Raw genomic sequence first — 25,474 nt, 5'->3', positions numbered from 1 at the left:
GGGGCGGGCTTCGGTTCGCCTCGCCGACCTGTTTTCAGAATGGAGGTGCTTCTGAGCGTGTTGGAACGGTATCCGTCACTGCGGTACATCCTGCCGTTTGCCGTTTTCATGCTCTGGCTCGCCGTTGGACCGGCGCTGCCGGTGTCGCCGCGGGTCGAAGCGATCATCCGGACCGCAGTGCTCCTGGGCGTCATTCTCCTGGTGGCCCGGCCGGTGCTCAGCTTCCGGATGGAACGTCCGATTGCCACGGTGCTGGTTGGCATCGGGGTGTTCGTGCTGTGGATCCTGCCCGATCAACTCATGCCTGGCTATCGGGAGAGCGTGCTGTTCCAAAACGGGATTACCGGACGGGTGGAGAGCTCGATGGCGATCGAGGCGCGAACCGACCTCCTCGTGATCCTGCTGCGTTTTCTTCGGGCCGCGCTGATCGTGCCGATCGTCGAAGAACTCTTCTGGCGCGGATGGTTGCCCCGCTGGATCGACGCTTCGGACGACTTCCGGCGGCGTCCGCTCGGCGCGTTCACGACCTTCTCGTTCGTGGCTACCGTGATCCTGTTCGGGATGGAACATGGCCCGTTCTGGGATGTTGGAATGGCGGCCGGGATCGTCTACAACTGGTGGATGCTCAAGACGCGGAGTCTGGGCGACCTGATCTGGTGTCACGCCGTGACTAATGCGTGTCTGTCCGGCTGGGTATTGCTGGCTGGGCAGTGGCAGTACTGGTAGGGTCGAACGGGTCCTGCGGAGGGTCAGTCGCCGGAGGGTGTCGCCACGATGTTGGGCGTGAAGTGCAAGGCGCTGTCGGCTTCGATGAAGATCCGGCGGACACCCTTCCAGTAGGTGCTCTTGGTGCGGGCCAACTCGGTTTCGATGACGCCCTTACGGCGGTTGGCCGCATGGACGTACACCCCGTCGCCGACGTAAATGCCGATGTGGTCGACCGCGCGACCCCGTCCGAAGAAGAGGAGATCGCCGGGGAGGAGCTGGTCAGGATCCTTCGGGATGGCAATGCCGACGTTGGCTTGCTGGGCTGCTGTCCGCGGGAGGTCTCGTCCGAACAGACCCGCGACCCACTGGACCAGCGCGCTGCAGTCGAACGCCTTGCCAGGCTCTTTGGCGCCGAGGCGGTAGCGAAGTCCGACCTGATCCCGGGTCACCTTGACCAGCGAGTCACGCCCGGCCAGGAGGGTTCGGCTCAACTCGGCAAATGGCTTGGCTGTCTGGGCCTGGACCGGGAGGGTCAAGGTCAGCAGCAGCGCCATTGTGGCGAGGGAGAGCCGTTTCAACATAGCAGGAATATTTAGCCCCGACACGGCCCGATGTCCACCGTAGATAATCCGAACAAGGGGGTCGAGCGGCGATCTGTCGAGGGGTTCTTTGCGGCTGTATCTTGCGACGACCATCGTCCTTACGCACGATCCGCGGCCAGGGAATCCCGATGCTCAAGACGACTCCGTTTCACGAGCGGACGGCACCGCTCGTTACCGGCCAGGCATGGCGGCGCTGGGCGGGGCACGCCGTAGCAAGCGCCTACGACATGGCCCCTGATCGGGAGTATGCGGCCGTGCGCAACGCCGCGGCCCTTTTTGACGTTTCTCCGCTTCACAAGTACCTGATCCAGGGTCGCGATGCCGGCCGGCTGCTCGATCGGATGGTAACGCGCCAGGTGGCGTCTGCCGCCGTCGGTCAGGTGATGTATACGACCTGGTGCGATGCTCGGGGCAAAGTGGTCGATGACGGAACCGTGAGTCGGCTGGACGACGAGACCTACCGGCTGACCTCGGCCGAGCCAAGCCTCCGGTGGTTGCATCGGAACGCATTCGGGATGCAGGTCGACATCGCCGACCTGTCGGATCAGGTCGGTGCGCTGGCGTTGCAGGGACCGCTCTCGCGGGACATCCTCAACCGGGTGGCGGATCGCCCGATCGACGACCTGCGGTACTTTCGGACGACCTCCCGTCGGATTGCCGGGGTTCCTGTCGACCTGTCGCGGACGGGATACACCGGCGACCTCGGATACGAGCTGTGGGTACCTGCGCACGGTGCGCTGGCAGTCTGGGACGCGCTGATGGCGGAGGGATTTGCGTTCGGGATCACCCCTGCGGGCATCTGGGCGCTCGATACGGCCCGGATCGAAGCTGGGCTCGTCATGCTCGACGTCGACTATCACTCGGCCGAGCGGGCCTTGATCGAGCCTCAGAAGTCGACCCCGTTCGAGTTGTCGCTCGATTGGACTGTGAGCTTCGAGAAAGGCCCGTTCAACGGTCGGCGGGCGCTGGCGACCGAGCGGGTCCGCGGTGCGGCCTGGCGCTTCGTCGGAATCGAAGTCGAGTGGGAGTCGCTGGAGGCGCTGTACGCGTCGGTTGGTCTTCCGCCCGCGTTGCCCTCGGTCGCGTGGCGGGCCAGCGTACCGGTCTATCGCGACGGGCGACAGATCGGCTACGCCTCGAGCGGCTGCTGGTCGCCGCTGCTCAAGAAATATCTAGCTCTGGCGCACCTCCAGGCCGCCCATGCCGCGCCTGAGACGCGGGTCGAGATGGAAGTGACCGTCGAACACCATCGTCGCCGGGCGCACGCTCGGGTAACGGCACTTCCTTTCTTCGATCCGCCCCGAAAGAAGGCGGTTGCGTGAGCTACGATGCCATCGTCATCGGCGGCGGGCACAACGGTCTGGTCACGGCTGCGTACCTGGCCCGTGCCGGCCGGAAGGTCCTGGTGCTCGAGCGTCGGCATCTGATTGGTGGAGCAGCGGTGAGCGAGGAGGTATTTCCCGGCTTCACCTTCTCCGTCTTCTCGTACGTTGTCAGCCTGCTGCGTCCGGAGATCATCCGTGAGCTCGACCTGCCGGGGCACGGGCTTCAGATCCTGCCGCTCGAGAGTACGGTCACACCACTCGACAACGGCGACTATCTCGCCGGGTGGGCCGATCCGGACCAGACCAGGCGGGAAATCGCCCGGCATTCGCCGCTCGATGCGGAGGCAACGGTCGAGTTCGGGCGGATGATGCACCACATGGCCATGGCTGTTCGACCGATCCTGGGCATGATGCCGCCGGACCCGGCGTCGCTTGCCCCCAGCGATCTGCGCGGCATGCTCAAGCTGGGCAGGCACATGCGATCGCTCGGTGCGGATCGGTTCCACGCCTTGTACAAACTCATGACCATGAGCTCCGCCGACTACCTCGGCGAGTGGTTCGAGTTCGATCCGCTCAAGGCCACCAAGTCGGCCAGCGGGATCATCGGTACCTTTCTGGGGCCGCGCTCTCCGGGGTCGGCCTATGTGCTGTTGCACCACTACATGGGCGAAATCGACGGGGCGTTTCGGGCCTGGGGTTTTGCCAAGGGCGGCACCGGGTCGATCAGTAACGCCATCGGCCGCGCGGCGGAGTCGTTCGGGGCCACGATCCGGACCAACGCCGCAGTGGCCAAAGTCCTGACCCAGGGCGACCGGGCGACCGGGGTCGTGCTCGACAGCGGGGAAGAGATCAGGGCGCCGCTGGTGGTGAGCGGCCTCGATCCGCGCCGGACCTTTCTCGAGCTCGTCGATCCCGCCGCGTTGCCCACCGACCTCGTCGATGCGGTCCGGCGCTTCAAGTTCCGCGGCTCGTCCGGCAAAGTGAACCTGGCGCTCTCCGAACTGCCGAACTTCAGTTGCATGCCGGGCATCGGCCCGCAGCACCGGGGAGCGTTTTCCATCAGCCCGAGCCTCGACTACCTGGAACGGGCGTATGATGATGCCAAGTACGGCGAGTTCTCCCGCAGTCCATATATGGACATCGTGATCCCCTCCATGATCGACCCGGGCATGGCGCCGCCTGGTAAGCATGTAATGAGCATCTTCGTACAGTATGCCCCGTACCACCTGAACGGCGGCTGGACGGACGCGAAGCGGGAGGCGTTCGGGGACGCCGTGGTCGATACGTTGACCCGGTACGCGCCGAACCTGAAGAGTGCGATCCTCCATCGACAGGTCCTGACGCCGGTCGACATCGAGCGGATCACCGGGCTGTCGGAGGGCAACATCTTTGCGGGCGAGCTGGCGTTGCAGCAGCTCTTCTTCCTCAGGCCGGCGGCGGCGTGGTCCCGGTACCGAACTCCCATCCGTGGCTACTACCAGTGCGGCGCGGGCACCCACCCGGGAGGCGGCATCATGGGCGCCTCCGGTCGGCTTGCTGCGCTCAGGATTCTGGCGGACCAATGAGCGTTCCGACGGTCGTGATCGGCGGCGGTTCGAGCGGGCTCGTTGCCGCCATCGGGCTGGCCCGGGCGGGTACCAAGGTCATGCTGCTCGAGGCGGGGTCGGACTTCGGCGGGGTACTCCGCCCGATCGAGTTTGTGCCTGGCTATCGTGCGCTCCCCATGGCGGGTGATCCGGGGTGGTTTCCGCCCGAGGTGGCCCGCGGGATCGGGCTCGGCTTTCCGGCGGCTCAGGACCCGGTCGCGCGGATTGCCGCCCCCGTCGACGGCAAGGAATGGCTCGAAGTCCATGCTGACCCAGGGGAGACAGCGGCGAGTCTGCGCCGCTACGCTCCGGATGATGCGGCAGCCTGGCCGGCCTTCGCGGGGCGGCTGCACCGGTTGGCCGGATTGCTCCGGACTTTGTATGTCTCGGCTGCGCCGCGGGTCGATGCGGACAGTGTGGGCGAGATGGTCGGCTTGCTCAAGCTTGGGCGTAAGCTGCGCAGTCTCGGTCGTGCGGAGATGGTCGAAGTGCTGCGGGTCGTGCCGATGGCTGTTGCCGAGTTGCTGGACGAGCAATTTCAGTTCGATCCCCTCAAGGGCATCGTCGCGGCGGACGCCGTCACCGACTTGTGCCAGGGGCCATGCTCGGGCGGGACAACGTTTGCGCTGCTTCACCGCCAGGTGGGCAGCGAGCCAGGTGGCTATCGGATCCGTGGGGGCACCGACCCGTCGGCGCTGATCACCGCGCTGGTCGCCCAGGCCCGGCGGGTTGGTGTCGATCTGAGGGCGGATGCGCGGGTTGCTCACCTCAGGATCGACGACTATCGGGTCCGCGGCGTGGTGCTGTCCTCCGGTGAGGAGCTTGCCTGCGAGGAAGTCGTTTCCACGCTGGACCCCTACCGCACGCTCCTCGAGGTCGTGGATCCGGTCTGGCTCGACCCGGAGGTGATTCAGGCGGTACGGAACATCCGGTACCGGGGCGCGGTGTCCAAGGTGATGGTCGCCCTCGACGGTCTGCCGCCGCTGCCGCCCGGGTTCGACGGACGGATTGCGTTGGCTCCGTCGGTTCCGTATCTCGAGCGCGCGTATGACGCGGTCAAGTACGGGCGGATGTCGGACGCGCCCTATGTGGAGGTCCGATTCCCCACCATAGCCCATCCTGATTTTGCTCCTGCGGGGAAGCATGTAGCGGTGCTGCACGTCCAGTTCACGCCGTATCAGCTTCGAGAAGGCAACTGGGACGCGCTGCGCGATACAGTCGGTGATCTGGCCCTCCGCGTCGCCGGCGACCGGATTCCCGGCTTTGCAGCGCTGGTTCGGGATCGTGCTGTGCTCACGCCGCTCGACATCGAGCGAGATTTCGGACTGCGGGAGGGCGCCTTGAGTCAGGGTGAGATGATGCTCGACCAGATTCTGTTCATGCGCCCGATTCCAGGATGGTCGCAGCATGCCACGCCCGTGACCGGACTCTATCTCGCCGGATCCGGTACCCATCCGGGGGGAGGTATCGTCGGGGCTTCTGCCTGGCTTGCCGCACAGGCGGTGCTGGGTGGGCGAAGCTAGCACATCAGGGCAGGGAGCTCGATGCTCGATGACGACAGAGATGAACCAGTTTCACCGAACCACGACCACGTTCCGGCAGGGGTCGTTCACCATGCCGGCGGCGTATTACCTGTCGCCCGAGATCTTTGCCGAGGAGTCCGAGCGGATCGGCCTGACACAATGGCACTGCGTCGGTCGGGCGGACCGGGTTGCCGAGCCGGGAGACTACTACCTCTGCAGCATAGCGGGCGAATCTCTGATCATCGTTCGCGATCGGAGCGGCGACGTGCGGGCGCACTTCAATGTGTGCCGGCATCGCGGTACTCGACTCTGCTCGGCAGAGGCCGGGCGTTTCTCTGGGTCGATTCAGTGCCCGTACCACGCCTGGACCTTCGGTGTCGACGGCCGGCTGCTTGGTGCGCCGCACATGCAGGATGTCGAAGGCTTCGTCAAGTCTGACTATGGGTTGCACAGTGCGAGGGTGGCCACGTGGGAAGGGTTCCTCTTCGTCAACCTCGACTCGGAGGCGCAACCATTCGAGGTGATGGCCGCGCCGCTGGTCGGGCGGCTCAGTCGGTTCGGCCTCGATCGGCTTCGGAGCGGACACCGCGTTCGCTACGAGATCCGATCCAACTGGAAACTGATCTATCAGAACTATTCCGAGTGCCTCCATTGTCCGATGATTCATCCGGAACTGTCCTGTCGCCTGCCGTACCAGAGTGGTGCCAACGATCTCGTGGAGGGCCCGTACCTGGGCGGCTATATGGAGATCGTGGATGGGGCCGAGAGCGTGACGACCTCGGGTCGCTACGCGGCGAGGCTGATTGCCGACTTATCGCCGGACGATAGGCGGCGAGCCTACTACTACACTGTGATGCCCAATCTGATGCTGAGCATTCACCCCGACTACGTCAACTACTACACCGTCTGGCCGGTCTCGGCCGAGCAGACCGTGGTCGAGAGCGAGTGGCTCTTTCACCCCGAGGCATTTGACGCCCCAGACTTTCATCCGGAGGATGCCATTGCGATGTGGGATGTTACCAACCGCCAGGACTGGCAGATTACCGAGGAAAGCCTGCTGGGCATCAAGTCCCGGCGCTACCAGCCTGGGCCGTACTCAGCGCGCGAGAGCATGCCGGCGGCGTGGGACCGCGCCTATCTCGACTTGATGGGACGGGCGGCATGAGGCGACCCATCGGCCTGGTTCTGCTGCTGGCAGTTCTCTCGGGGATCCGGGCAGATCTTGCCGCGCAGCAGCGACCGTTCGGAACCGTTCGTGAACAGGCCGAGCGGCAGCAAGCCTGGCTTGCGAAGCGACTGGAGACGATCCTGCCACCGCTGATGCGAGCCTACGGGGTCGACATGTGGGTGATCCCGACCCAGGAGTACAACGAGGATCCGGTCTTTACGAGCCTGGTCTCGCCGACCACCTTTGCGGCCCGACGCCGGACCATCTACGTCTTCTTCGATCGCGGCCCTGAGCGCGGGGTCGAGCGGATTGCGCTCGGCGGGTCGTCGCAAGGTGGGCTCTACGAGGCGGTCCGCTCCACGCGAGCGGTCGAGGGCGCTATTGCAGGGCAACAGGCCGAACTCTGGGGCGACCAGCAGTGGCTGGTGCTCAAGGATGTGATCGAGGCGCGGCAGCCCAAGGTCATCGGCATCAACACCTCGCGAACCTTTGCCTTTGCCGATGGCCTCTCATCGGGCGAGCTGGCCGGAATGTCGGAGGCGCTGGGCCCGGAATGGACGAGTCGCTTCCGGCCGGCGGAGGGTCTGGCGGTGGACTTCATCGCCTCCCGGTTGCCCGAGGAGGAAGTGTTCTTCCGCGAGCTCACTGCGCTCGTCTGGTCGATGATCGAGGAGATGTTTTCCTCCCGGACCATCACGCCGGGCGTAACCCGGACCAGTGACCTCGTCTGGTGGTGGCGGCAGCGGGTTGCCGATCTCGGAATCGGGACCTGGTTTCAGCCGTCGGTTGCTGTGCAGAGGCGGGGTGCCACTGCCGACCAGTTGGGAGCAGACCCGGTAATCGAGCGGGGCGACCTGATCTGGTGTGATGTCGGCTTGACGGCGCTCAGGCTCAATACGGATACGCAACACAATGCGTACGTCCTTCGCGAGGGCGAAACCGATGCTCCCGAGGGACTGAAGCGTGCCTTGTCGCGCGCGAACCGGGCCCAGGATATCCTGTTCGAAGAGGTCCGGCCGGGGCGAACCGGCAACGAGATTCTCCGTGCGGTTCGTGCGACGATGGATCGTGAGGGGCTCGATGGCACGATGTACAGCCATCCGGTCGGGATGCATGGTCATGGGGCCGGGCCGCTGATTGGCCTCTGGGACCGCCAGGAAGGGGTCCCTGGCCGGGGCGACCACAAGGTGATTCCCGGGATGTGGTATTCGAGCGAATTGCAGGTGACCACGCCGGTGCCCGAGTGGGGCGGGCAGCGAGTCCGGATTGCGCAGGAGGAGGACTTCTTTGTCGGGCGCGACGGTCGGCCCAGCTGGGTACTCAAGCGCCAGGACCGCTTCCATCTGATCCGCTAGGGTGATTTCCGAGGTGCGAAGAGCCCGCCGCGACCGCGGCGGGCTCTTCTGCTTACGGTTGGGTCGTAACGTCTCGTGCGTTGTCCCTTGGATCGCGATCGATCAGCTTGTTGTAGGGATCAATTCCGGCTCGTCGCGGTGCCGACTCGACGATGACCGTGATGGTGGTATCGCGACTTCGGATCCAGTGTTTGGCCCGGTAGAGGGCGGGGCCCAGCTTGCTCCCGGGTTCGGCAGCTCCGAAAACACCGATGTCGATCAGATCGTTGACTGGAATCTCGGTCTGATTGCCGACGCTGTCCGCCCGGAACTTGAGCGAACGAATCGCGAGACTCACGTCGTACCTGCCGTCCTCTCTGGGGGTGGCCCGGACGGACTCGACGCTGTTGTCCCAGAGCGTAATGGTGCGGAACAGATCCTCGAGTACGTACTGCAGCGAGTCAGGCGTTTCCGCCTCGAGGTACCCTATGAACTCGCGGCTGGTCGTAAACGGGGGCGCCTGGAACGCCTTGTCCGCGAGGAAGCGGCTCAGGGCGCGATTCATGGCGTCTTCACCGATGTAGTCGCGGAGCGCGTAGAGCGCGAGGGAGCCCTTGTTGTAGTGGATATAGGGCTGGTTCTCGACTCGCAGCAGGGGCATTTCCCGTTTGGTCTCAGTGGCCCGTCCGGCGAGGTACCGGTCGAGTTCCTCGGAGAGGAACTGCTGCAGCTTCTCCGTACCGAGCTCCTTTTCCATCACCGTCAGCGCAGAGTAGTTCGCCAGGCCCTCCGAGAAGAGGGTTGAGCCCTGCAGATTGCCGCCAATGACCTGATGCGCCCACCACTGGTGGCCGACCTCGTGGGCGGTGACATAGAACGGGATATCGAGGTCGTCCTTTCGGTCGGCGCGCAGGATGAAACCGATCCGTTCCGAGTAGGGAACGGTATTGGGAAAGGCCTGGGCAAAGCCGGCGTAGCGCGGGAACTCGAGGATGCGAACCTGCCGAAACTGGTAGGGGCTGAAGTGAGTTGAGAAGTACTCCAGCGACGTTTTCATCGACGCCATCATCCGGTCGAGGTTGTACTCGTGCCCGGGGTGGTAGTAGATCTCGAGTGCTACATCATTCCATCGATCGCGGCGGACTTCGTAGCGGGCCGAGAGGAACGAGAAGAAGGCCAGCATCGGGCGGTCCATTTCGTACTCGAAAACCCGACGTCCGTTCTCCTCGTACTCGCGCACCAGGTATCCCGGGGCAATGGCGATCTGGTCCGGGGCCGTGCTGACGGTGGCGCGGAAGCTGATCCAATCGGCGTTGACACCGAGATAGGTATCCTGGCGCGCGTGCTCGTCCTCGAGAGGCGCCATCCGGTCCTTGGGCGGCAGTTTCTCTTTTCGGCGGTCCTCGTCGGAGGCCAACTCGCCGCTCGCCTGATAGCCCAGAACGGGGTAGTACGACGAGTTGATGAAACTCCCGTTTGCGACAATAGCCGTCGACGGTCCTGAGTTGGGGAACCCTCGCTGCGCAAAACTGGCTCGATAGCGCAGCTGGATGGTGTCGCCGGGTGCCAGCGGCTCCTCGAGCCGGAAAATTCGGGTGCCTTTCGCGCTGTCGCTGACCAGGATACTGGCCGCTCGGCTCCATGCGAGCGTATCGATTGCCAGGTCGATGACGCTCGACGTAACGACAATGGAGTCGATCGGACGTTCGGCGCGATTGAGGTATGTTAGCGTTCCGGTCAGGGCAAACGCCTGTCGCTCCGGTTCCAGGTCGGCTCGGACATCGGCCGCAATCAGACGCGGTTGGGGCAGACTGGCAAGCGACTTGTAGGTCCGCTCATAGTCTGCTCGTTGGCTTCGTGTTTCAGCCCTCGTCGTGTAGGGGTTGAGCACGTTGGTGTTGTAGAAGATCACGCCGCCGCCAAAGACCGCGACGAGGGCAGCGGCCACTGTCACGACCCGGACTGGTCCCTGCCACCGTCGTCCGGCAACGGCAAGCCGGGCACGCCAGGGCATGGCCGTACCTCGAATCCAGAACAGGTGTGCCAGCACACCGACGAGACCCGCGACGCCGCTCCAGTAGACGAGCGACCAGGTCAGATTCGGAACGAATGGACCGAAGCCGTTCATGTCCGAATAGGTGAAGCCAGGCAGGCTGCCGTAGGCGAACAGCTGATGCTCGAGGCCGAGTTCGGAGAGCACGCTTCGCACGATCCAGAACAGAATCATGATCACATGGCCCACGAATTTCTGGTTCACGAGCACGTGGACCAGGACGGCCAGGACCGTGACGAAAATCAGCTGCGGCAGGGTCGTTCCGAACAGGTAGGTCAGGTAGAGACCCGGTTCGTAGTTGGTATAACCCTTGAGCGTCTGGACCGCCATTCCCGACGCCATCATCACGAAGAGCAGCAGGATGTGCACCAGGATCAGGCCGGACAGTTTGCCCAGGAGTGACACGCTCGAGCGTGTCGGCAACGCGTCGGTGATCTGGTCCATGTGCAGCTGGCGCTCGCGCCAGACTGCCTCGCCTGCGTAGATCGTGATCAGGATGATGAAGAAGATCAGGAAGGCGCCCTCGACGACCTCCAGCATGTTGTACGTGACGGGCCAGGTCTTGGCGCCGAAGATCGTGTCGGCGTAATGGGCGGACATGGCCAGGTTGATGACGCCGACCGTCACGATGGCCAGAAACGGGACTTGTCGAACGATGCTCCAGAACGAAAGTCGGGTCGTGCTGAACCACTGGCGGAGCCAGGCGGAGGCTCCGTACTGCTGTCGTGCGGAGGCGGTCAGCACCGCTCCGCCGCTGAACGCCTCACCCGATTCCTCGACCAGCTTGCGACTGCGCCGCAACGTGGGCGGGGCGCTGCGGAAACGGAATACGGCAAAGGTTATCGCGACGATGGCCGCGGCGATTCCGGTCCAGAGCAAGCGGTTGCTGAGGATGATGCCGCTCAGTGGTACCGGCAAGGTGTTACGTTCAGCGACGGTCCAGTAGCGTGTCAGCCACCCGAACGCCTGCAGTCCGAAGGGTTCGAGCAGGGCCGCCAGGTCCCGATTGTCCAGGTCGTTGAAGAGTTGGCCTGCAATGCTCCAGGCCACCAGCAGGAAGATGCCCTGGGTGTAGATCGCAAAGAGACTCCGGGTCAGCGCGCCGACCGCGAAGAAGATCGCGCTGAGCAGGAAGACCGATGGGAGTACGAGGACGAGGAACGGGCGAAGATAGCCAACGGTGCGGACCGGCAGCAGTTGCTCCGGGTCGATCCACGGCATCAGGGAGCCGAACCAGAGGCCCAGCGGAATCCCCAGATGAACCAGGACCATGACGAGAAAGGCCCCGGAGAAGCGCCCGCCGAGATAGGCGAAACGGGTAATCGGGGTGGTAAAGAGCAGCTCGTGAGTCCGATACTGGTAGTCGCGCAGCACTGCGGTGCCAACCAGGCCGGTGACGATGACCTGGCCAATGGCTACCAGGATCATCATGGTATTGGCGACGAAGAAGGGCGCGTTGCGTTTGACCTGGCCGCCTGCTCCGGACACCGTTGCGACATCGGTCGAAACGATGAAGAACGCCAGCAGGAAGAAGACCGTGAAATAGAGGTACGTGACCGGCCGGGTCAGGTGGTAGCGGACCTCGAACGCCATGACATTGCGCAGCATCGATCAGGCCGCCTCTCGCCGGCCGGCGAGTTCGAGCTGATGGAAATAGACGTCCTCCAGGCCGGGCTCGACCGGCGTAAAATCGTCTCCGGGCGAGGTCTCCGAGTAGACGTGGACGACCGGTGTGCCTGCCAGCAATCGGCTCGAGATCACATGATGGGCAGCTTTGACGGTATCGAGGTCCTGCTTGGCAACCGTTCGCCGCCAGATTCTGCCGCGCAGCGCCTCGATGACGGCGCGTGGATCTCCCGACAGGACCACACTGCCGGCGTTGATGATCGCCATCGTGTTGCAGAGTTCTCGGACGTCTTCCACGATGTGGGTTGAGAGGATCACGACCACGTCGCGGCCGATGTCGCCCAGGAGGCTCAGGAAGCGGTGTCGCTCAGTCGGATCGAGGCCGGCTGTCGGCTCGTCGACGATCAGTAACTTCGGGTTGCCGGCAAGGGCAATCGCGATGCCCAGCCGTTGCTTCATGCCGCCGGAGAAGGTGCCCACGTGCTTCTTGCGGACCCCGTAGAGGTTGGTCTGGTTCAGCAGGCCGGCGACGAGGTCGCGCCGCTCGCCGCGATCGATGACGCCCTTCATCGTGGCAAAATGATCCAGGGTCAGTTCCGCCGAGAGGTTGGGATAGAGTCCGAACTCCTGGGGGAGGTATCCGAGCTGGCGCCGCAGGTCGTCGGGGCGTTGGAGCACGTCGATGTCGTTGAAGCGAATGCTGCCGGAGTCGGGCAGCTGTAGCGTCGCAATGGTACGCATCAGCGACGACTTGCCAGCGCCGTTGGGCCCCAGCAGACCGAACATCCCGGCTCCGATCGTCAGGTTGATGCCGGCCAAGGCCCGGACACCATTGGGATAGGTCTTGGTCAGATTCTCGATCACGAGTGCCACGGCATGTCCTCACTGGTTATTCGGCTCGAGGGGGAGCCGGTGGAGATCGATTCCCGATCCGGAAGGCGTGACCGGTGTCGGGGCTCAAGTTTTCTTTGCAGCCTGCCGATACTGTAGAGGGTTCAGGAGTCCGACCCTTTTCGAGTACGGAATGATGATCCGACCGGTTTCCGCCACCCGCCCCGTTGACGTGCTCCGCCAGAGCTCGGACGAGATCCGTCGGGCAGCGGCGTTATTGGCGGAGATCACCGACGATACCGCAGTCCACCCCGGGGATCGCCTCCAGGCCTCGCTCCGCTTCAGTCCTTCCCCGGAGGAACTCGAAGATCAGGCCGCCCGGGACGCGACGATCGCGGAGGCGCAGCGGAACTTTATGACTGGTCTCCGAGGGCCCCGCTAGCGCGCCGCTCGCGGCGCAGCGAGATCCAGCCCCAGCGCCCCGACCAGCCCAGGTGGGGCACGCTTGCTCAGGTCCGGGGATCGGCGCACATTTGGCCGGCCCCTCCTTCCGACCTTCGCAGCGAGAAACTCCTGTGCCGATGCCGATTCGTGGTCGATTCCCTCGTGCAGTGGCGCCCGCCTTCGCCATGCTGCTGGTGCTCGGCGCCTGCGGTCCGGACCAGGGCGCGCCCCGAACGAGCTCTCAGGATCAGCCGACGGCAATCGATGCGCGGGTCGGGCTCGACCTGGCCGGGCGCTATCGGGTCGACGCGATTGCCGAGCGCCGGTTCAATCATGCAAGCTACTGGAAAGCGGTGGAACCGTCACTGGCCTCCCCTGTTTTCCGAACGGAGCAGATTGGCCAGTCGGTGCAGGGGCGTGCCATCCGGGCCGTCACCTACGGCAGCGGGCCGGTCACGGTCCTCTTGTGGTCGCAGATGCACGGAGACGAGTCGACGGCGTCGATGGCCCTGGCCGACATCCTCCGATTTCTGGCCGAGGCCGAGGGAGACTCACTGCGCGAGCGACTGCGGAGCCAGCTGACGGTTGCCCTGATTCCGATGCTCAACCCGGATGGCGCCGAGCTTTTTCAGCGGGAGAATGCCTGGGGCATCGACATCAATCGGGACGCCCGCCGCCTGTCGACGCCGGAAGGGCAGGCGCTCAAGGGCTTTCGAGATCGTTTCAACCCACAGTTCGGGTTCAACCTTCATGATCAGAACGCCCGCAGCCGGGTTGGTCAGACAGGCCGCCAGGCGGGCATTGCGCTGCTGGCGCCGCCGTTCGATGCGGAGCGGAGCTACAACGAGGTGCGCACGCGCGCCCGCCTGGTGGCCGCGACGCTCGCCCGGTTCTTCGAAGCGGAGCTGCCGGGTCGGGTTGCCAAATACGATGACGGCTTCAACCCGCGTGCGTTCGGCGATCTGATGCAGCAATGGGGAACCAGCACGGTCCTGATCGAAAGCGGTGCGCTGCCCGACGACCCGCAGAAGCAGCGGCTGCGCGCGCTGCACGTTGCCGGGATTCTCGCGGCGCTCGACGCCATCGCAACCGGTGGGTATGCCCGTGCCTCCGCCGCCTGGTATGACGATCTGCCGTTCAACGCGGGCGGAGCGAACGACCTGCTGGTGCTGGGCGGGAAGGTCGTTCTCCCGGGTGGGCCCCCCTTTGCCGCTGACCTGGCGATCAACTTTGATGATGCCGTGGCACGGACCGGCGGGCGGATTCGCGAAGTTGGCGACCTTCAACTCGCCGTGGCGATCGACACGGTCGATGCGACCGGGCTGTTCCTGCACCCGACGCCGCGAGCCTTGCGGGCTGCACCTGGGGGAGGCGCGTTCTGGCTTCGGATCGGCGCGGCCGCCGAGATCGAGGTGCGCCGTGGCGCAGAGCCCACGAGCCCGCTGGTACGACGGATCGAAGGGCCGGCCGACGCCCGCTGACAACCGATGCTGGCGGCAGGGCAGCGGGTCAGTGACCCGCTACCGCGGTAGCTGGGGCCTTTCATCCACTCTCTCGTTCTCTTATCCTACCAGACTAACTAGGTAGAGGAACCACCCCGTGTCGGACGAACCAGAGTATCTGCAGCGGCTCCGTCGGAGTCAGGAGCAGAAGCAGCAAAAGCGTGGCGCAGCGGCTGGTGCCGGTCCTGCGCAGCCCATGTCGGCGCAGGAGCAGGAGGCCACCCGGTGGGCCCGGGAACTGGCCAAAGGCACCGATCTTCGGTCGATCCGGGCTCTCAGCGGCGCCCGTTTTGCCGCCCTGATCCGGATCCAGGGGGCCAGCGGGGTCAAGTTCCTGTCGCTGGAAGGATTCGCCAACCGGGAGGCCCTGGTCGACCGGATCAAGCCGGGCGCCACCGTTGGTGAGGAAGTGCTCGGCGTCTACGAGGTTCGGGGGGGGCGGCCGGTGACGGTTGCGACCGACGAGTCGGGTCAGATGTCGCTCAAGATGGGGGCCCCTCGTCCCGGCGCGAACCCGATCAGTCCGGAGAAGATGATCCGCCGTGCGGAAGCCGCTGCGGTGGAACGGGAAAAGACCCGACCCAAGGGGGACAGAGACCGGGGCGGTCGACGCTGACTATGCGTCGGGCCAGGATGCTCGACGTCCGGCAACCTGATACTGAGTACGGCATGCTGAGTACGGCCGCCCCGCCGAGGATGATTCGGCGCGAGCGGCCGTTTGTCGTTCGATCAACCTGGTGTTCCGTGCGGGTCCCGCCCGAGAACTCCTCGAGCGCCGATCGTGGCTGACCCCCGCCTGCTCGTGGTCGGTGCTGGAGCAGCTGGTCTCATGGCGGCGATCCATGCGGCCCGCGTCGGTGCGCAAGTTACCGTACTGGAGCGGACGGCCGACGGTGGCCGCAAGATCCTGATCAGCGGTGGCGGCCGGTGCAATGTGCTGCCGTCGATGGCCGCGGAGCGGCGGTTCGTGACCGATTCGTCCCGCCGCATCTTGAGCCGTCTGCTGGGGAGCTGGCCGCTCGATGCGCAGCGGCACTTCTTCGAGGCGACCTTGGGTATTCCGCTGGCCCTGGAACCCGACACCGGCAAGCTGTTCCCGGTATCCAACCGGGCGCGTGAGGTGCGCGACCGGCTCGTGTCAGAAGCCCGTGCCGCGGGGGCCTCATTCCGATTCGGGGTGACCGTCCGGAACCTGGTGCCGACCGCCTCGGGGTGGAACGCAGAACTGGACGGTGGGACCGTGCTCGGCGCAGACCGCATCATCCTGGCGACCGGCGGCCTCAGTGTTCCGCAGACAGGCAGCGACGGGATCGGCCTGGCCGTAGCCGAGCGGCTGGGCCATCGGATGGTGCCGACCTATCCGGCGCTGACACCCCTGACGGCAGCTCCGTCCGTTCATGCGGAGCTTGCGGGGGTGTCGCTGCGGGTGCGGATCGTGGCCTCGTGGAGGGGCGAGACGGCGGAGTCGGATGGCGGTTTTCTCTTCACCCACCGCGGCTACAGTGGTCCGACGGTGCTCGATGTCTCGCATCTGGCGGTCCGGTCGCGCTTGCTGGGCAGGGGGGATGCCGAGCTGCGGGTGCGGTGGACCGGGGCAGATCCCGCGGCCTGGGACGAGCGGTTGCGAATCCAGTCCCGGCAGACCGTGGCCACCGTACTCCGAGCCGAGTTGCCGGATCGGCTAGCGGCACGGCTCCTGGGGGAGGCGGGGGTACCAGCGGATCGGACCCTCTCACAACTCAGTCGGGAGGAGCGTCGGATCCTGGTGCAGGCGGTCGCGGACTATCCCTTGCCTTGGACCGGTGACGAAGGCTACAAGAAAGCAGAAGTCACGGGCGGGGGGGTCGGCCTCGGGGAGGTCCACCCGGCGACCATGGAGAGCCGCCGGGCCCCCGGGCTCTTTCTCTGCGGCGAGATCCTCGATGCCTTCGGACCGATTGGTGGGTACAACTTCAGCTGGGCCTGGGCGACCGGGCGCCTGGCGGGCCTGGGCGCGGCGGGTAGTCCGTCCCGTCCCTGAACCCCGATCAGCTCTGATGCGACCCTGGTACAAGGCCGATCCAGTGTCCGAAAATGAGCCATCAAATGAAGTCCGCCGACAGTTGCGACGCCTCAAGTCCGGTCGGTCCTGGAGCTACCGAGACTTGCCGGTCAATGGCTTCGGATGCAGTTTTCGTCAGGGCTAGACCCCTGCCAATTTCGGCCTGCTGTTCCCCGTTCTGTAAATAGTTGCAGGAGAACGACTTGACCACTTCGGGCATCACATTCCCGGCTCGCAACGCGGAAGCGTTCGTCCGCGAGCTCAAACAAGAGGTCGACCAGTACTTCAAGAGTCGCGGGATCTCGACTAAGGCCAATGCAGGCATGGTGATCAAGACGGCGCTGCTGGTCCTGCTCACCTTCGGCAGCTATGGGCTGGTGCTGGCGCTCAATCCCACCTTTTGGCCCTTGCTGGGCCTGATGGTGCTGATGGGAATCGGCTTTGCCGGGATCGGGTTTGCCGTGACCCACGACGCGCTGCACGGTGCCTATTCCGACAATCCGAAAGTCAACGCGATGATCGGACGGCTGTTCGACGTGCTCGGTGCGAACGGCTACCTGTGGAAGATCACCCACAACGTGATCCACCACACCTACACCAATATTGAAGGTGTCGACGAGGACCTGACGGTTTCGCCCTTGCTTCGCTTGTCGCCCAACTCGCCGTTGCTGTGGATTCACCGCTTTCAGCCCTATTACGCTTTCTTCGCGTATGGGCTTTCGACCCTGTTCTGGGTCTTCGGCAAGGACTACAAGTATTTCTTCCAGAAGAACCTGGGGCCGTATCAGGACAAGAAGCACCCGACGGGGGAGTGGGTCAATCTGTTCGTGACCAAAGGCCTTTACTACATCTGGGCGCTGATCATCCCGCTGGTGCTGCTGACCAATGTCGCGTGGTGGCAGTACCTGGTGGCGTTCTTAGTCATGCACCTGGTTGCCGGTTTCATTCTTGGCGTCATCTTCCAGTTGGCGCATGTGGTGGAGGGGCCGGAGTTTCCTGCGCCCGACGAGCACGGACGCATGGAGGATCAGTGGTTGCTCCATGAAATGGAGACCACGGCGAACTTTGCTCGGAACAACAAGCTGCTGACCTGGTACGTTGGCGGCCTGAATCACCAGATCGAGCATCACCTGTTTCCCAAGGTCTGCAGCGTCCACTATCCGGCGATCAGCTCGATTGTGCAGCGCACTGCTGCGAAGCACGGGGTGCCGTACTACGAGAACCCGACGCTGATGTCGGCGGTCCGCTCCCACTACCGGATGCTGCGGGCGTTTGGCCCCGAGGCGTGGGCGCGCCGGGGCAGCGACGTGACTCGGGTCGCGCCAGCCTGATCTCCGGGTGCGCAGCCGCAGGTCGAAGGACCGGCGGCCGGTTCGAGCCGCCTGGTACCCCCTCGGATGACTGTTCCCCCTCCGCTCCGTTTCGAGAGCGATACCGGAGTTCGCATCTACCGCATCTCGAGCGAGGCCTTTCCCGGTCTGGTGGTGCATTGCTACCTCCTCGTCGGCGCGGGGCCGGTGACGCTGGTCGACACCGGAAGCGGCTACGGTGATTCGACGCCCCAACTGCTGGCCGGTCTCGACCAGGTGCGCCGCGAGTACGGTGAACGGGCAGGGCCGGCCGAGATCGAGCGGGTCATCATCACGCACGGTCACCTGGATCACTTCGGCGGGATTGCGCAGCTGTCAGGGCCAGTCACGGCGAAGGTCGGAATCCACGAGCTGGACCGCTGGGTGCTGGCCGGATACGAGGAGCGCATCGTGGTGGCCACCAAGGCGCTGCTGTTCTACCTGACGCAGGCTGGAGTGCCGGAGCAGGATCGTGGCGCGCTGCTCGAGATGTACACGTTCGGGAAGCAGCATCTGCGCAGCGTCCCGGTCGACTTCACGCTGGAGGACGGGCAGACCCTCGACGGGATCGAGGTCATTCATACGCCGGGTCACTGCCCGGGGCAGGTCTGTCTCAAGATCGGTGACATTCTGTTGTCAGCCGACCACGTGCTGCCCCGGACGACGCCGCACCAGAACCCTGAGAGCATTACGGCCTGGACCGGGCTCGGTCACTACCTCGACTCGCTCGACAAGATTGAACGTGTTCCCGGGGTCCGCCTGGCGCTTGGCGGGCATGAGACGCCGCTTGCCGAGTTCTATCCGAGGATCGAGGCAATTCGGGTGGATCACCGGCGCAAGCTGGATCGGATTGCCGACGCGTTGCGTGGTGGGGCGGGCACCACGATCGAGGAACTCCGGCACCGGATGTACCCCGGGGTCGAGGGGTGGAATATCCTCCTTGCCCTGACGGAAATCGGGGCCCACGTGGAGTACCTCTACGAACGCGGCCACCTGCGGGTTGCCAACCTCGATCAGGTAGTCGATGAGTTCAACCCGGCGTTGCGCTACGTGACCGTCTGATTGCCGCTCCCGTCGAGGGTCAGGCCACGCCGCTCCGGATGGCCTCCATCACTTTATCACCGAACAGGTCGATTTCGTCCGGCGTGCTGAACACGTTCGGCGTGATCCGGAGTCCGCTGAACTCCGGGTGAACGATTGCGACCGTCTGAATCCGGTGCCGGTCGAGCAACCATGCCTGCAGTTTGTCGACATTCGCTCCTTCGATGCTCAGGAGTCCGATCGCACCAGCATAGGGCGAGTCGAGTGGCGTGGGAACCGAGACGCGACTGCTGTCGGCCAGGAGCCGGCGGGCCCAGCGATCGCGCAGGTAGCGCAGGCGAGCAATTTTGCGTTCGGCACCGATCGAGCGGTGGAAAGCCAGGGCGACTGAGATGGCGTTGTGGTTGGCGGCAGGATGGGTGCCGATTTCCTCGTACTTCCGGATGTCATTGTCCTGCTCGCGGCTGGCCGCCATCAGTGGCCAGAGTGAGCGCTGCTTGGCTTTCCTGACGTACAGGAAGCCGGTCCCAACCGGCGCCAGCAACCACTTGTGCAGGCTGGTCCCGTAGTAGTCGCACTCGAGGTCGCGGTGGTGAAATGGGAAGTGGGCGTAGGCATGGGCGCCGTCCACGAAGACCTCGATGCCCAGCGGCCGAGCCATCGCGACGATTTCCCGAACCGGCATGATCTGCCCGGTCAGGTTGGTAATGTGGGTGACTTCGATGGCCTTGGTTCGCGGCGTAATGGCGGCGCGGAACTGTTCGACCAGATACTCCTGCGAAGGTGGCGGAACCCGGAACCCGATCGACTTGATCACCACGCCGTCGCGCCTGGCACGCTGATCCCAGGCGGTCAGCATGCGCGGGTAGTTCTGATTGGTCACGATGACCTCATCGCCGCGCTTGAGGTCGAGCCCGAAGATCATGATCTCGTTGGCTTCCGAGGCGTTTCGGGTTATTGCCATTTCCTCGGGGTCGCAGCCGAAGTCCCGTGCCAGGTCGCGGCGGACACTTTCGATGCGCGGCTCGAGCACCGTCCACATGTGGTTGACGGGCAGTTCGTTCGAGAACCGCAAGTCTCGAATCATTGCCTCGAGCACATGGGTCGGGGTTGGGCTCACTCCTCCGCTGTTGAGGTTGATCATGGTTCGGTCGGCATCGAAGGCCCGCTGGATTTCACCCCAGTAGGCTTCGTCGCCAGGGCTCCCGGTACCGCGTTCGGCTGCGCGGAGCACGCTCCTGAACGCGTCGGGACGGAACGCGGGGAGCGCTGCCCCGGCGCCCAGGACGGTCGAAACAAAGGCACGGCGCGACGGCATCGACGGAGCCTCGTGGAGGGGATACGATAGAATGTCCGCCCGGTCGGGTTCCTTGGCAACCCGGGCATGCGACCTGCCATCAGTTCTTTCATGCGCCGATCCACTCGCACCCCCAACCCCCCAGCCTCAGACGATCCTCTTGTCACTGCGGGAGTTACAGGCCCGACGGCCGGCGCGGCTCGAACCGGCCGGGCGGGTCGACCGTTGCAGCTTGCCCGGGTTATTCCCCTGCTGTTGGCTGCGCTCCTGGCCGGCTGCGGCGGGACCGAGCAAGGCGGCCTGGGGCCGGAACCGGCCCGACCGGGCAGTCTCTCGGTTGCGGTTGAGGGGCTGCCAACCGGGGGGCAGGGAAGCGTCACGATTACAGGTGCAAGCGGTTTCACCCGGACCATCGCCGGGTCTGAGACGCTGACCGGCCTCCCCCCCGGCACCTATGCGGTGGCTGCGGCCGATCAGAACATCAGCGGCGACGGCTACCGTGGCGCGCCCGTGACGCAGACCGTCGCGGTTCGTTCGAACGAAACGGCCAGCGTCACGGTCGAGTACACTCCGACGACTGGTCGAATGGCGCTGCTGGTCGCCGGGGTTCCGAATGGCGCCGCCGATATCGTCGTTTCTGGACCCGAAGGCACCGCACGCAGCGCGACCGGGACGGATGAGCTGCGCGGCTTGCACCCCGGCGTCTATCTCGTCAAGGCACGTTCGGTGCAGATCGACGAAGATCGGTTTGCCCCGACCGTCGACTCGCTCCTGGTCCTGATCACGCCTGGTCCGGTTGCTGCACCTGCCGCCATCGACTACGGACAGGTGACCGGTCGGCTGGCGCTGACCGTTCGTGATGCGCCGCCAGGGACCGAACCCTCGATCCGGCTCGAAGGGCCCGATGGGCTCGTGCGCACGCTTGCTGTGTCAACCGTTGTCAGGGGCCTCACGCCTGGACGCTACCGGATTGCTGCGTCCGAGGTGACCGTTGCCGGCGATCGTTTTGCCGGGCTGGCCAGCCCGGATCAGGTCGACGTCGTGGCCGGCGCCGTTGCTGCGACCGCCGAGGTCCAGTTCCGGCTGGCGAGCGGCACCCTGCGAGTCCAGGTCGACGGACTCCCGGCCGGCACCGACGGCAGTGTGACGGTCAGTGGCCCGGGCAGCTACCTGCGCGCGGTGGTCGCGACCGAAACGCTCCGCGGTCTGACGCCAGGTGTCTACACGATTGCCGCGGCCAATGTTGTCACGGGAGGGTCGCTCTACGTGGCCGCGCCTGCGCAGCAACTGGTCTCGATCAGCGCCTCGGCCGATCCCGTGGTCCGGCAAGTTGGCTACAGTCCGGGGGTCGGTTCCCTGGATCTGACGATCAGCGGGCTGCCAGGCGGCACCGCGGCCGCCGTCACAGTTGGCGGACCGGGTGGTTTCATTCAATCGGTGCCTGCGACAGGTCGATTGAGCCAGCTGCCGCCGGGGCTCTATACGATTACTGCGGGAGCGGTTTCCTCTGGCGGGCAGGTATATCAACCGACGCCTTCGTCGCAGACCGCTTCGGTCACGATCGGCGGTACGGCAGTCAGAACGGTTGCCTATGCACCGACCCTTGGCTCGCTGACGGTGACCGTTGCCGGCCTGCCGGGCGGTGCCAGCGCTGCGGTGCAGGTCAGTGGACCGGGAGGGTTCAGTCGCGCCGTTACGGCGACGACGACACTGACTGGTCTTGCCGCAGGGAGCTACACCGTCACAGCGTCCAACGTCTCGTCAGGCGGGCAAGTCTACCTGGCGAGTCCTTCATCGCAGTCTCGCGCGGTGACGGCGGGTGCAACCGGCACCGCGACCGTGACCTATGCGACGATTGCGTTAGGCTCGCTGTCGGTCGCCGTCTCGGGGCTGCCTGGCGGAACCTTGGCGAGCGTACAGGTCACCGGACCGGGAGGCTACTCGCAGGCGCTGACCGGTAGCCAGGTGCTGAGCGGGCTGACGCCGGGCAGCTATTCCGTGGCGGCGGCGGCCGTTGTGTCCGGGGCAACTACCTATGCCCCGACGCCGCTGTCGCAGAACGTTACCGTTCCGAGTGGTGGCACTGGCTCCGCAGCGATTACCTACTCGGTGTCGGCGCCGGGGGCCACGCTCAACCTGACGATCGACGGGATGTACCTGACCCAGCCGATCGCCAAGTATGACGGAACCACACCGCTCGTAACCGGACGGGACGCCTATCTGCGCGTCTTTGTGCGTGCCAACCAGGCCAATACCGCAACCCCCGCGGTGCGGGTTCGCCTCTATCACGGGGCCTCGCTGGTGCAGACCTCGACGATTGCGGCACCTGGTGCCAGTGCACCGCTCAGCGTGAACGAGGGCACGCTGGCGAGTTCCTGGAACCTTGCTGTCCCAGGCGCCCTGGTGCAGCCCAACCTGCGAGTCCTGGCCGACGTCGACCCGACGGACGCCGTGCCTGAGTCGAACGAGAGCGACAACCAGTACCCGGTCTCAGGGACTCCCGTGACCGTCGATGTGCGGACCCTGCCGACCTGGCAAGTGCGCTTCGTACCGGTGCTGCAGCAGGCGAATGCATTGCAGGGCAACGTGACGGCAGGCAACATGGCGCAGTACCTGGCGCAGTCTCTCAAGATGCTGCCGATTGCCGCCTACAGTGCCGACGTGAGGGCGGTCTACACGACGACTGCGCCGGTGCTGCAATCGAACAACGGCAACGGGGCCTGGGGCACGATCCTGCTCGAGGTTCGTAACCTGCGCACTGCGGATGCCAGCAGTCGCTACTACTATGGCGTGGTGAAGACGACCTACGGCAGCGGCATCGCAGGCATGGGATACGTCGGAGGAGGCTGGCTGGCTTCGATCGGGTGGGATCACCTGCCCAGCGGCTCGGGCGTCATGGCGCACGAGCTTGGTCACAACATGGGCCGATCACATGCGCCGTGCGGCGGCGTCTCCGGCGCGGACGCCAACTATCCTCATGCGGGTGGCGCCATCGGCAGCTGGGGCCTCGACCTGGCGACGATGGGCCTCAAATCGCCGACCGGCCACTTCGACCTGATGGGCTACTGCAGTCCGGACTGGATCAGCGACTACACGTGGCGTGCGATGATTGCCTATCGGCAGTCGAATCCGAACTATGCGCCACCGATGGCGGTCTCGGCGAACACGGTTGGTGCGCTGCTGGTATGGGGTCGGATCACGGCCAACGGTATCCAGCTCGAGCCGGCCCTGCGGCTGGCCGCGCCGACACCCCTGGCCCCGACCAGCAGCCCGTACCGGGTCGAGGGCTATGCCGCAGACGGACGACTGCTCTTCAACTATCCGATTGCCGTGCATGAAACGCATAATGACCAGGAACGGGAGGAGCACTTCTCGTCCGCGCTCCCTCTCGATGCCCAGGCTGATCGCGACCTCGTCCGGCTTCGGGTCGTCGGCCCGGCCGGCTCGGCCGAGCGTCGCTCGGTGCAGGGATTGGCTGCGGCAGGCACCGGCAAGCTCCAGTTGAGGGCCCCGGCGGTAGCGCTCAGGGCGCCCAGCCCGGTCCAGGCCGGTCTGACCTGGGATGCGGCAACCTATCCCGTGGCGATGGTGCGGGACGCGGCAACCGGCGAGATCCTCTCGTTCGCACGCGGCGGGTCGGCTGCGATCTGGACCTCGAGCCGGCGGTTCGACGTCACTTTTTCCGACGGCGTGCGCTCGATCGTCGAGCGGGTAGAGTAGCGGCAGCCGGTGCCGGGGCGGCGCAGACCGCCCCGGGGCGCTGATCAGTCGCGGCTGGCGCCGGCGGCCGGCGGGACGTAGTTCTCGCCGCGCAGCAACCGAATCGCGGCCATGCCGAGTCCGACCGGGGCCCCGGAGTTGGACATGTAGTAGACCCCCACCTTGGCGTCGACGTCGCCGATCATCCAGGAACTCTGCCCCGGGATGCCGCCGCTGTGAAGGATCAGGGTGTTGCCGTTGGTCGAATCCTTCTGGATCCCGAAGCCCAGACCATAGTTTCCGCCGAACTGCGGCTCCCGCATCTTCCGAGCCGACGCTTCCGAGATGATCCGCTTGCCACGATACATGCCATCATTCAGGTGCATCGCCAGGAACTTGGCCATGTCCTCGGCGGTCAGGTACACGTCGCCAGCCGGGTAGACGTCGAAGTGCACCTGCGCGACGGGACGAGGCTTACCGCTCGCGCCACCCGGCATATAGGGCAGCGCCATCAGCTCGACCATTTCCGGTGATGGTGCGATCGGGTGCTCGATGGCAACGCCCAGCGGCTTGAGCAGATTGGTCACCATATACTGTTCGTACTCGACGCCGGAGATCTTCTCGATCAGGAGACCCGCCATGCCGTATGCGAAGTTGTTGTACTCGTACTTCGTTTCCGGTGCCCGGATCGAGTAGAGCGTGCTTGTCATCGCACCCAGCGGCTTGGGCAGTTCGCGCCCCCAAATCGGCTTGGTAGTGGCGCCGGGTGTCAGTCCCGACCAGTGCGAGAGAATGTGGGTAAAGTTGACGGCCTTTTCGCTCTGGAGTCGGTCCTGAATCCGGTCGTCACCGAGATACCGATTGACCGGGTGATCGAGTTGCAGCTTGCCCTGCTCGACCAGCTGCATGATCGCTGTGGCCGTCGCCGCCTTGAAGGTCGAGCCGGTGCTGTAGATCGTCTCAGGCGTGGCCGCAGTCTTGGTCCGAACATTGGCATAGCCAAAGGCCGCCTTCCAGACGATCGAGTCACCCCGAACGAGCGCAATCGAGATCGACGGTACCCCGCGCTCCTTGATGATCTGCTCGATCATCCCGGTCAGGACTGTCTTGGTTCGATCGAGGTCGAATCGCCCCCCTTGGGCCGCTATCGGGGCGTTCAGGAGGAGGGCAAACGCGGCAGTGAGGACGAGTCGCGGAGCACGACGCATCGGGAACTCCTTCAATCAGGGCTGATCTGGCCGTGGGAACATCGGGCACCCGCATCCGCGGGCGACGAACCTCATACGATACCGCACTGTGACTGGTTTCGTCAGTCGGCGGGCCTGGCAACGACGGTCTGTCGCCT

Annotated in this window: 18 protein-coding genes; 13 read left to right on the top strand and 5 right to left on the bottom strand. The window is 65.0% G+C overall.

What is annotated here, in order from left to right; translation table 11 throughout:
- Positions 1 to 39: 39 nt before the first annotated feature.
- Positions 40 to 726 carry a CAAX prenyl protease-related protein gene (locus KF785_07640; GenBank protein ID MBX3146633.1) on the top strand — a complete coding sequence of 229 codons (687 nt, stop codon included), beginning with the start codon at positions 40 to 42 and terminating at the stop codon, positions 724 to 726.
- A gap of 23 nt (positions 727 to 749) precedes the next feature.
- Here the strand turns inward: KF785_07640 and KF785_07635 are convergent, their stop codons facing one another.
- On the bottom strand, positions 750 to 1,289 hold the full coding sequence (locus tag KF785_07635) for a C40 family peptidase (protein ID MBX3146632.1): 540 nt from the start codon (positions 1,287 to 1,289) through the stop codon (positions 750 to 752).
- Between the two features lie 149 nt (positions 1,290 to 1,438).
- Between KF785_07635 and KF785_07630 the strand changes: the two genes are divergently transcribed.
- From KF785_07630 to KF785_07610, 5 genes are read left to right on the top strand one after another with little or no spacing between them, the layout of a single operon-like run.
- Positions 1,439 to 2,632, top strand: coding sequence for an aminomethyltransferase family protein (locus KF785_07630; protein MBX3146631.1), 1,194 nt, complete (start codon positions 1,439 to 1,441; stop codon positions 2,630 to 2,632).
- Positions 2,629 to 4,200 carry an NAD(P)/FAD-dependent oxidoreductase gene (locus KF785_07625; GenBank protein MBX3146630.1) on the top strand — a complete coding sequence of 524 codons (1,572 nt, stop codon included), beginning with the start codon at positions 2,629 to 2,631 and terminating at the stop codon, positions 4,198 to 4,200. The genes KF785_07630 and KF785_07625 overlap by 4 nt, the downstream gene beginning before the upstream one ends.
- Positions 4,197 to 5,744 (top strand): NAD(P)/FAD-dependent oxidoreductase, encoded by a 1,548-nt coding sequence (locus KF785_07620; protein MBX3146629.1) that lies wholly within the window; start codon positions 4,197 to 4,199, stop codon positions 5,742 to 5,744. Before KF785_07625 ends, KF785_07620 begins: the two co-directional genes overlap by 4 nt.
- A 28-nt stretch (positions 5,745 to 5,772) precedes the next feature.
- Positions 5,773 to 6,909: an aromatic ring-hydroxylating dioxygenase subunit alpha gene (locus KF785_07615; protein MBX3146628.1), complete on the top strand. Its 1,137-nt coding sequence runs from the start codon at positions 5,773 to 5,775 to the stop codon at positions 6,907 to 6,909.
- Positions 6,906 to 8,267, top strand: coding sequence for an aminopeptidase P family protein (locus KF785_07610; GenBank protein ID MBX3146627.1), 1,362 nt, complete (start codon positions 6,906 to 6,908; stop codon positions 8,265 to 8,267). The genes KF785_07615 and KF785_07610 overlap by 4 nt, the downstream gene beginning before the upstream one ends.
- A gap of 52 nt (positions 8,268 to 8,319) precedes the next feature.
- Here the strand turns inward: KF785_07610 and KF785_07605 are convergent, their stop codons facing one another.
- On the bottom strand, positions 8,320 to 11,907 hold the full coding sequence (locus tag KF785_07605) for a hypothetical protein (GenBank protein ID MBX3146626.1): 3,588 nt from the start codon (positions 11,905 to 11,907) through the stop codon (positions 8,320 to 8,322).
- Between the two features lie 3 nt (positions 11,908 to 11,910).
- On the bottom strand, positions 11,911 to 12,798 hold the full coding sequence (locus tag KF785_07600; protein MBX3146625.1) for an ABC transporter ATP-binding protein: 888 nt from the start codon (positions 12,796 to 12,798) through the stop codon (positions 11,911 to 11,913).
- 151 nt (positions 12,799 to 12,949) lie between these two features.
- Between KF785_07600 and KF785_07595 the strand changes: the two genes are divergently transcribed.
- The 6 genes from KF785_07595 (at position 12,950) to KF785_07570 (ending at position 19,154) form a co-directional block, all read left to right on the top strand.
- Positions 12,950 to 13,198, top strand: a complete 249-nt coding sequence (locus tag KF785_07595; GenBank protein MBX3146624.1) for a hypothetical protein — start codon at positions 12,950 to 12,952, stop codon at positions 13,196 to 13,198.
- A 139-nt stretch (positions 13,199 to 13,337) separates the two neighbouring features.
- Complete coding sequence (locus KF785_07590) at positions 13,338 to 14,681, top strand: hypothetical protein (protein MBX3146623.1); 1,344 nt, start codon at positions 13,338 to 13,340, stop codon at positions 14,679 to 14,681.
- Positions 14,682 to 14,799: 118 nt separating this feature from the next.
- Positions 14,800 to 15,318 carry a hypothetical protein gene (locus KF785_07585; GenBank protein ID MBX3146622.1) on the top strand — a complete coding sequence of 173 codons (519 nt, stop codon included), beginning with the start codon at positions 14,800 to 14,802 and terminating at the stop codon, positions 15,316 to 15,318.
- A 165-nt stretch (positions 15,319 to 15,483) separates the two neighbouring features.
- The gene (locus tag KF785_07580; GenBank protein ID MBX3146621.1) at positions 15,484 to 16,722 is read left to right on the top strand and encodes an aminoacetone oxidase family FAD-binding enzyme; all 1,239 of its coding nucleotides are present in this window, start codon (positions 15,484 to 15,486) and stop codon (positions 16,720 to 16,722) included.
- Between the two features lie 224 nt (positions 16,723 to 16,946).
- Positions 16,947 to 18,074, top strand: a complete 1,128-nt coding sequence (locus tag KF785_07575) for an acyl-CoA desaturase (protein MBX3146620.1) — start codon at positions 16,947 to 16,949, stop codon at positions 18,072 to 18,074.
- Between the two features lie 66 nt (positions 18,075 to 18,140).
- The gene (locus KF785_07570; protein ID MBX3146619.1) at positions 18,141 to 19,154 is read left to right on the top strand and encodes an MBL fold metallo-hydrolase; all 1,014 of its coding nucleotides are present in this window, start codon (positions 18,141 to 18,143) and stop codon (positions 19,152 to 19,154) included.
- Between the two features lie 19 nt (positions 19,155 to 19,173).
- On the opposite strand, the gene KF785_07565 is transcribed toward KF785_07570, so the two are convergent.
- Positions 19,174 to 20,451: an aminotransferase class V-fold PLP-dependent enzyme gene (locus KF785_07565; GenBank protein MBX3146618.1), complete on the bottom strand. Its 1,278-nt coding sequence runs from the start codon at positions 20,449 to 20,451 to the stop codon at positions 19,174 to 19,176.
- 90 nt (positions 20,452 to 20,541) lie between these two features.
- Between KF785_07565 and KF785_07560 the strand changes: the two genes are divergently transcribed.
- The gene (locus KF785_07560; protein MBX3146617.1) at positions 20,542 to 24,150 is read left to right on the top strand and encodes a hypothetical protein; all 3,609 of its coding nucleotides are present in this window, start codon (positions 20,542 to 20,544) and stop codon (positions 24,148 to 24,150) included.
- A 44-nt stretch (positions 24,151 to 24,194) separates the two neighbouring features.
- On the opposite strand, the gene KF785_07555 is transcribed toward KF785_07560, so the two are convergent.
- Positions 24,195 to 25,337, bottom strand: coding sequence for a beta-lactamase family protein (locus KF785_07555; protein ID MBX3146616.1), 1,143 nt, complete (start codon positions 25,335 to 25,337; stop codon positions 24,195 to 24,197).
- Positions 25,338 to 25,474: the final 137 nt, after the last annotated feature.

This window comes from Gemmatimonadales bacterium (assembly GCA_019637315.1).
GTDB lineage: Bacteria > Gemmatimonadota > Gemmatimonadetes > Gemmatimonadales > GWC2-71-9 > SHZU01.
The sequence above is the reverse complement of the archived record's forward strand: the minus strand, read 5'-3'. Positions and strand labels throughout refer to the sequence as shown.